At 61.8% G+C, this 6957-nt stretch carries 8 protein-coding genes and 3 pseudogenes; 7 read left to right on the top strand and 4 right to left on the bottom strand.

Annotation, left to right across the window (positions count from 1 at the left end; translation table 11 throughout):
• The first annotated feature begins 78 nt into the window (after positions 1-78).
• From tnpA to tnpC, 3 genes are all read left to right on the top strand, one after another.
• Complete coding sequence (gene tnpA / locus H536_RS24090) at positions 79-486, top strand: IS66-like element accessory protein TnpA (protein WP_081651925.1); 408 nt, start codon at positions 79-81, stop codon at positions 484-486.
• Complete coding sequence (tnpB, locus tag H536_RS0121985) at positions 483-830, top strand: IS66 family insertion sequence element accessory protein TnpB (protein WP_024350968.1); 348 nt, start codon at positions 483-485, stop codon at positions 828-830. The genes tnpA and tnpB overlap by 4 nt, the downstream gene beginning before the upstream one ends.
• Before the next feature lie 72 nt (positions 831-902).
• A complete protein-coding gene (gene tnpC, locus H536_RS0121990) occupies positions 903-2531 on the top strand; it encodes an IS66 family transposase (RefSeq protein WP_024350967.1) in 1629 nt (542 codons plus the stop codon).
• On the opposite strand, the gene H536_RS22980 is transcribed toward tnpC, so the two are convergent.
• A complete protein-coding gene (locus H536_RS22980; RefSeq protein WP_035695345.1) occupies positions 2512-2745 on the bottom strand; it encodes a DUF6429 family protein in 234 nt (77 codons plus the stop codon). The two genes, tnpC and H536_RS22980, sit on opposite strands and share 20 nt — an antisense overlap.
• Before the next feature lie 61 nt (positions 2746-2806).
• Here H536_RS22980 and H536_RS24710 point away from each other — a divergent pair.
• A pseudogene (locus H536_RS24710) lies at positions 2807-2959 on the top strand (IS256 family transposase); the annotation flags it as partial.
• A gap of 80 nt (positions 2960-3039) precedes the next feature.
• Positions 3040-3246, top strand: a complete 207-nt coding sequence (locus H536_RS24715; RefSeq protein ID WP_155898607.1) for a hypothetical protein — start codon at positions 3040-3042, stop codon at positions 3244-3246.
• A gap of 85 nt (positions 3247-3331) precedes the next feature.
• On the opposite strand, the pseudogene H536_RS24095 reads toward H536_RS24715, so the two are convergent.
• A pseudogene (locus H536_RS24095) lies at positions 3332-4157 on the bottom strand (IS5 family transposase).
• A gap of 177 nt (positions 4158-4334) precedes the next feature.
• Between H536_RS24095 and H536_RS25560 the strand changes: the two are divergent.
• Positions 4335-4604 (top strand): transposase, encoded by a 270-nt coding sequence (locus H536_RS25560; protein ID WP_373279304.1) that lies wholly within the window; start codon positions 4335-4337, stop codon positions 4602-4604.
• Between the two features lie 152 nt (positions 4605-4756).
• On the opposite strand, the gene H536_RS25285 is transcribed toward H536_RS25560, so the two are convergent.
• Both H536_RS25285 and H536_RS25290 read right to left on the bottom strand, forming a co-directional pair.
• Positions 4757-5779, bottom strand: a complete 1023-nt coding sequence (locus H536_RS25285; protein WP_024352459.1) for an IS110 family RNA-guided transposase — start codon at positions 5777-5779, stop codon at positions 4757-4759.
• Positions 5780-5935: 156 nt separating this feature from the next.
• Positions 5936-6439 (bottom strand): annotated as a pseudogene (locus H536_RS25290) (HAD family hydrolase); the annotation flags it as partial.
• Positions 6440-6679: 240 nt separating this feature from the next.
• Here H536_RS25290 and H536_RS24110 point away from each other — a divergent pair.
• A partial coding sequence (locus tag H536_RS24110) for a transglutaminase-like cysteine peptidase (RefSeq protein ID WP_029703889.1) occupies positions 6680-6957 on the top strand: 278 nt, incomplete at its 3' end.

The raw sequence follows: 6957 nt of genomic DNA on the forward strand, positions 1-6957 counted from the left end.
GTAAGCCCACGCGGTGTACCGCCTTCACAGCGTTCGCCGTATCGGTGAAGTCCTAGGAATAATCCTAGGAGCAGCACTATGACGATAGCAAAGTTCGAGGTGATTACCGGCGGGGGCGGAAGCCGCCGTCGTTGGAGCCGTGAGGAGAAGGAGCGGCTGGTCGCGGCATCGTTCGAGCCCGGTGTGACGGCATCGCAAGTGGCTCGTTCGGCGGGTCTCCATACGAGCCAGCTATTTCGGTGGAGAAAGCAGCTCTGTGAGACGCGGAGGCCTCAACCGCCTGCGTTGGTTCCGGTGACAGTTGCCATTCCGACGCCGACGTCCGCACCGTCTCACGACTTTCCGGCACGGGCGAAGACGGGACGGCGCCGTGCGTCGGACCGGATCGAGATCGAGCTTTCCGGCGGTCGCACGATCCGTGTTGACGCAGGTATCGATGTTGAGGCGCTCGGCCGCATTCTCGATGTCGTGGACCGTCGTCGATGATCCCGGTTCCGAGCGGCGTTCGGGTATGGCTGGCGACTGGCCATACCGACATGCGCAAGGGCTTTCCCGGATTGTCGCTGTTGGTCCAGGAGACGCTGAAGCGGGATCCAAACGACGGCCATGTCGTGGTCTTTCGCGGTCGCCGCGGCGATCTGATCAAGGTGATCTGGCACGACGGACAGGGCGCCTGTCTGTTCACGAAGCGGCTCGAACGGGGGCGCTTTATCTGGCCGTCACCGGCCGACGGAACGGTGACGATCTCACCGGCGCAGCTCGGCTACCTGCTTGAAGGGATCGACTGGCGCCATCCCCAGAGAACCTGGCGCCCGAGCGCGGTCGGATAGCATAAACTCCTTGTGTTGCAGGGGGTCTGTGGCAGAATCGGCTTTGTCACGAACTGCTTCGGATTTTCCGCCATGGCCGCCGCGCCAGATGATATCGCCGCTTTGAAGGCCGCCCTCGCGGCGGCCGAACGGCGTGCCGATCGGGCGGAAGCCGAAGTGGCCCGCAGAAAGGCGAAGGCCTCGGACGCCGAAGCCCTGATCGCGCATCTGACGCTTGAGATCGAGAAGCTCAAGCGCGAACTCTATGGGACGCGTTCGGAGCGCAAGGCCCGTCTCCTCGACCAGCTCGAGATGCAGCTCGAGGATGCCCAGGCCACTGCCACCGAGGACGAGCTTGCCGCCGAACGGGCCGCGGCGAAGACGACGAACGTTCAGGCCTTCAACCGCAAGCGCCCCTCGAAGAAGCCTTTCCCCGAGCATCTGCCGAGGGAGCGGGTGGTGATCGAGGCGCCAACTTCGTGTCCGTGCTGCGGCTCGGCAAAGCTGTCGAAGCTCGGCGAGGACGTCACCGAGACGCTGGAGGTGATCCCACGCCAATGGAAGGTGATCCAGACCGTCCGCGAGAAGTTCACCTGCCGGGAGTGCGAGACGATCACCCAGCCGCCAGCGCCGTTCCACACGACGCCGCGGGGCTTCCTCGGACCAAACCTCCTGGCGATGATCCTGTTCGAGAAGTTCGGGCAACATCAGCCGCTGAACCGCCAGTCCGACCGCTACGCCCGCGAGGGGATCGACCTCAGCCTGTCGACGCTCGCCGATCAGGTCGGCGCTTGCGTCGATGCCCTGCGCCCGCTTCACGACCTCATCGAGCGGCACATTCTTGCCGCCGAGCGGCTGCATGGCGACGATACCACCGTGCCGATCCTGGCCAAGGGCAAGACAGCGACCGGTCGGGTCTGGGTCTATGTTCGCGACGATCGGCCTTTCGGCGGACAGGCACCGCCGGCGGCCCTGTTTTACGCCTCGCGCGACCGCACGGCCGAGCATCCCGAACGCCATCTCACCGGCTATGGCGGGATCCTCCAGGCCGACGCCTATCCCGGCTATGGCCGGCTTTATGAGGCAAGCCGAAGTCCCACTCCGGTGACGGAAGCGCTCTGTTGGGCTCATTCGAGACGGAAGTTCTTCGAACTCGCCGACATCGCCAAAAGCGCCCGGCGAGGAAAGAACGCAGCGCCGATCTCGCCGCTGGCACTGGAAGCGGTCAAGCGCATTGACGCGCTGTTCGACATCGAACGCGAGGTGAACGGCTGCCCTGCCAAAGAGCGCCTGGCTGTCCGGCAGGAGCGAAGCGTGGCCGTTCTGGCCGATCTGGAGGACTGGATGCGCATCGAGCGGGCGCGCCTGTCGCGCCACGCGCCGGTCGCCAAGGCCATGGACTACATGCTGACACGCTGGGACAGCTTTGCCCGCTTCACCATCGACGGCCGGATCTGCCTGACGAACAACGCGGCGGAACGCGCGATCCGCGGCCTGGCTCTCGGCCGCAAGTCATGGCTCTTTGCCGGTTCCGATCGCGGCGCCGATCGCTGCGCCTTCATGCTGACGCTGATTGCGACGGCCAAGCTGAACGATATCGATCCGCAGGCCTGGCTCGCCGACGTCCTCGCGCGCATCGCCGACATCCCCCAAACTCGGCTCCACGAACTCCTGCCCTGGAACTGGCCACCCCGTCAGGAGATCATGGCGTCGGCCGCGTAAACAGCTCCCGGAAAAGGTCTTCCGATCGCCGATGACCCTCATCCGTTAGCATCACCGATTTTGCCTTGTTCGCCGGGTCAGTGATCATTCCCTTCCGATGCAAACGGTCGGTCACTTCCCAGTCAAAACTCTTCCAGGCACGCCGATTGCCGTGCAGCGTCAACCACAAAAGTGCCAGGACAGCATCATCGATCTTGTCGTTATCGATCTCCACGCGGTCAGGATAACACAGCAAACCGAGACCGCCGCGGCTCACACCGGATGGATACCAGAAGACCGCCCGGTTGATGGTCTTCAAGCTCGTTTTCGCCGCATCGAAGTCCTGGCGGCGGCTGAAAGGCGAAAATCGCTTGCCTATGGTCATCGCTGGCATCAAGTTCACCGACGGCGTCGCGTTCACCGTGACCGCCGATCAACGCGCCGCCTGATCGGCCCCGTCACCCAACTCCGGCCATAGCTCGGGGCGAGATCACGCCCGCTTCTAATGACACTGATCTGGAGATCGAAGTTGAGCCATCCACATGAAATTGCAGCCCCTGGCGACGATACCGATGCCGCTGGCTTGGCCCTGCGTGATCATTTCCGCCGCCAAAAGAGAAGGAACAACGTGTTTCTCGTCGTTCTCTTTCTTCTGGTAGCATATATTTTCAGTCTTAGTTTCGGACACACCGAGAGCGCGACGATGATTCCTGCTGACAATCCAGCATCAACATGAGCACGCGCATGTGCTGCTGAGGTGTGAGTAGCCTGATCCGGTGACCACGGCATCAATGCGCGGACTCAGAGCCCATCCGGAAAGGTCATGATGCCCGGCCTAGGCGGCGAATGAGGATCATGACGGAGGCGGCGTAGAGGAAGGCGGTCGCGGAGGCGATCGTTGCCTCCGCGTCTTTCCAGAGCCGGCGGTTCCAGCTGATCCAGCCGAAGAACCGCTCGACGACTCACTGACGCGGTGAACCGCCAAGCCGACCTGATCAGGCGGCTTCCTGACGATTTCGATGTTGATCGCCGAGGCGTTCTGCGGCTTGTCGCCGGAATAGGCGCTATCGGCGAACGCCTTTTCGACGAACGGGTATGATTTGCGCGACACCTTGAGAAGGGAAACGGCGCCGTCCGATCCTGGATGCTGGTGGCCTGTTGAGGGTCGATGACAAGCGCCCATCCGTCTCTATCGACCATGGCCTGTCGTTTTCGCACGGCGACCTTCTTGCCAGCGTCATAGCCCTTCGGTCCACCGCTTTCGGTGGTTTTGACGCTTTGGCTTCTGTCGATGTCAGCGGCGCTCGGCGACGCCTCCCGGCCGACCCGTTCGCGGTCCATCATCACAAGGCGATGGTGGATGCTGGCAAAGAGGCAAAGACGCCGTTATCGCGCCAGCAGCCGAAATGGTCGAAAACGATGCTCTTGGGGCGGAAGGTCATTTGGAATGAGACGCCAGCCAATGCCGCCGCGCAGGACGTAAAAGGTAGCGTTGACGATCTCGCGAAGGGGCCACTTGAGCGGACGTCCCGCCGCTTTCGGCTTCGGCAGCAACGGCTCGAGAATTTCCCATTCCGAATCGGTGAGATCGGTTTCGCAGCGAAGGTGATCGCGGTTATGATCCGCACGAGTGGTCGGGGTCCACATGGCTCTTCCAGATCAGGCTTCAGACACCTTCTGGAATCATCGTAAGCGGGGCCTGAGCCCCATTGGCTTTACGCTTTCGACGGCTTCCACGGTCTGCGAGTCTGGTGTCCTTTCCCTGGATTGGAGGGCGCGATGGGCGAACGGGATACGGATGGCGGGGACGGCTTCGTCGGGCGAATGGAGGTCGTGTCGGGTCGCACCGGCCGACGCATCTGGCCGGATGATGTGAAGGGCCGGATCGTCCGTGAGAGCTTCAGGCCGGGCGCCGGGGTCCATGATGTGGCGCGCCGGCACGGCGTGGCGCCTCAGCAGCTGACGCAATGGCGCCGGGCGGCGCGAGATGGACGCCTCTGTCCTTGGGCCTTGAGGTCAAGGGGCTTGTTTCGCGAGGGGCATGCTTCTGTTCGTGATCGATGCGATGATCGTCACATGATGCGGTCGGCGTGATGCGACGACGCCAATCTCCGGAGCGGAGTTGCAAAGCACTCCCAGGCGTCCATCGGCTTTTCGTCACCCTCGTCCCTGCGAGACACGTCCCTTGCAGGGACGATGGGAAGATCCTTGTGTTGGTTATGCCGTCTCGTGGTCGACCTTATGTTTCAAGCAGCGGCCGTGAATCGGAAGTCGGCCTCCGTGCGCCACATGCGGTGGAGGATGACGGCGAGTTTGCGTGCGAGCGCGACCTTCGCGCGCTTCGCGCCGCGCCGCACTGCCGGTTTCATTGCCCAAGCCTTCAGGCTCGACCATTTCGAAGATCTCGTCAGCATCACATGCGCTGCTTCGAACAGCGCGACGCGAACGGACGCGTCGCCGGCGCGGCTGATGGCACCAACCCGGTCGCTTTCGCCGGACTGATAGCGACGCGGAGTCAAACCGAAGCAGGCGCCGATAGACTTCGACGACGAGAAGCGCGACGGATCATCGATTGCCGCGCGATAAGTCAGTGCGACGATGCTTCCAACGCCAGGCACCGTCATCAGCCGTCGGCAGACGGGATCATCTTTGGCCGCGTCGCGGACCTTTTTGTCGAGCACAGCGACCTGCTCCCGCAACGTTTTTCGGATTACCAGCAGCGGTTCCAGAGCGGTCGAAAGCGTTGGATGTCCGGCGATGGTTTCCCTTACCTTGCCTTCCCATTTCAGGCGGAGGGCAAGCGGGAGGCGGATGCCGAAGCCGCGCAGTAGCCCACGAACGCTGTTTTCGATATCCTTCAGCCGGTTGATCAGCGTCCGTCGCGCCGAAAGCAAAGTGCGCTGTTCGCGAGCGTCCAGGCTTTTCAGGTGGACTGCGCGGAACCAGCCCATTCGCAAAAGATCGGCCATCCCGCGGGCGTCGTTGCGATCGGTCTTGGCAATCCGAGCCGAAAGTGCTGCCCGCACATGCCGGGTTTCGAGAAGCAAAGGGGCAAAGCCGCGATCGACCAGGCCGCGAACCAGCCATTCCGACAACGGTCCGGCTTCCAAGCCAAACCGGGAAAGTGCATCTTGATAGGGCTCGAGCCGGTCGGCGATCGCACTCGGATCGCTGGAAACGTTCATCTCGAGAACGACCTGACCTTCGTGATTGAGAACGCAAAGGGCGGTCTTCTCCATTGCGACATCGAGTGCAGCGTAGAATGGCATGGCAGTCATCTCCTTTGGCGGGTTGCCTGGGCAGTGTCGCCCAGAACGCGCCCAATGACCGCATCTCCGGAAATGCCGCAATTTCGTTCTGAAGGCGAATTGCTCGGACTTATGGCGATGTTTGGGTTGGCGGTGACGCTGGTTCAGGTGCTGGATGGCATCCGATCGGCCGTCGTCGGCGACGAACATGGCCGTCTCGCCACATCTTTGACGCTCTTCCGTCATGGCCTGGAGCGCTCCTGCGTCGGCTCCGGTTATCATCGCCGCGTTTCCGATTGCGACGGGTCGCCCTTCGATCGTGCCCCGCACACCCTTGCTGATAACGCTTTCGAAATCCTGCATGGCGGGCGCGGAAACGCCACGCTCCGCCGCACCTTCGACGATAGCTCGCGCCAGCGGATGCTCCGCGGAGCGCTCCAACCCCACGACGGTAGTCAATAGCTCGACTTCGGTGAACCCGTTCGCGGACTTGACATCCATAAGGGTTGGCCGCCCTTCGGTGAGCGTGCCGGTCTTGTCGATGACGAACGTGTCGACGGCGGCGAAGCGCTCGATCGCCTCGGCGTTCTTGATCAGGATCCCGCTGCCCGCCCCCTTGCCGACACCAACCATAAGCGACATCGGCGTCGCCAGTCCCAAAGCGCAGGGACAGGCGATCATCAGCACCGACACGACCGAGACCAGAGCGAAGGCGACGGAAGGTTCGGGACGGAAGATCAACCAGACGATGAAGGCGAGGGCGGCAGGAACGAACCAGCCGGCGACTTGGTCGGCGAGCTTCTGGATCAAATCAATTGTAGTGAATAGATTATATACAAATCGCTTCGAAATGCGATGTCGATTTTGGCTGTAGAGTAAAATCGGTATGCCACTCTTCTCTGCACCAAAGAGGAGGCGAGAATGTTAAAGAAATATAAGATAGTTATCAAATCAATACTCACAGTGCCAGTTGCTATTCTTTCCGTTAACACCGCGTTGGCACAGCCAACGCAGATGCCGATGTCGGAGCGCACATCGCAGCCCGTTGGCCACTACGAATTCTGTCAACAATATCAAAGCGAGTGCCAGCCGAATCCGCCGGCTGTCGTTCCGACCCTGACCGAGGATCTCTGGTCGCAGTTGATCGAGGTGAACGGCTCCGTTAACACGGTCATCATCCCGCGAACCGACGAAGAGAT

Source organism: Aurantimonas coralicida DSM 14790 (assembly GCF_000421645.1).
GTDB classification, from domain to species: Bacteria; Pseudomonadota; Alphaproteobacteria; order Rhizobiales; family Rhizobiaceae; genus Aurantimonas; species Aurantimonas coralicida.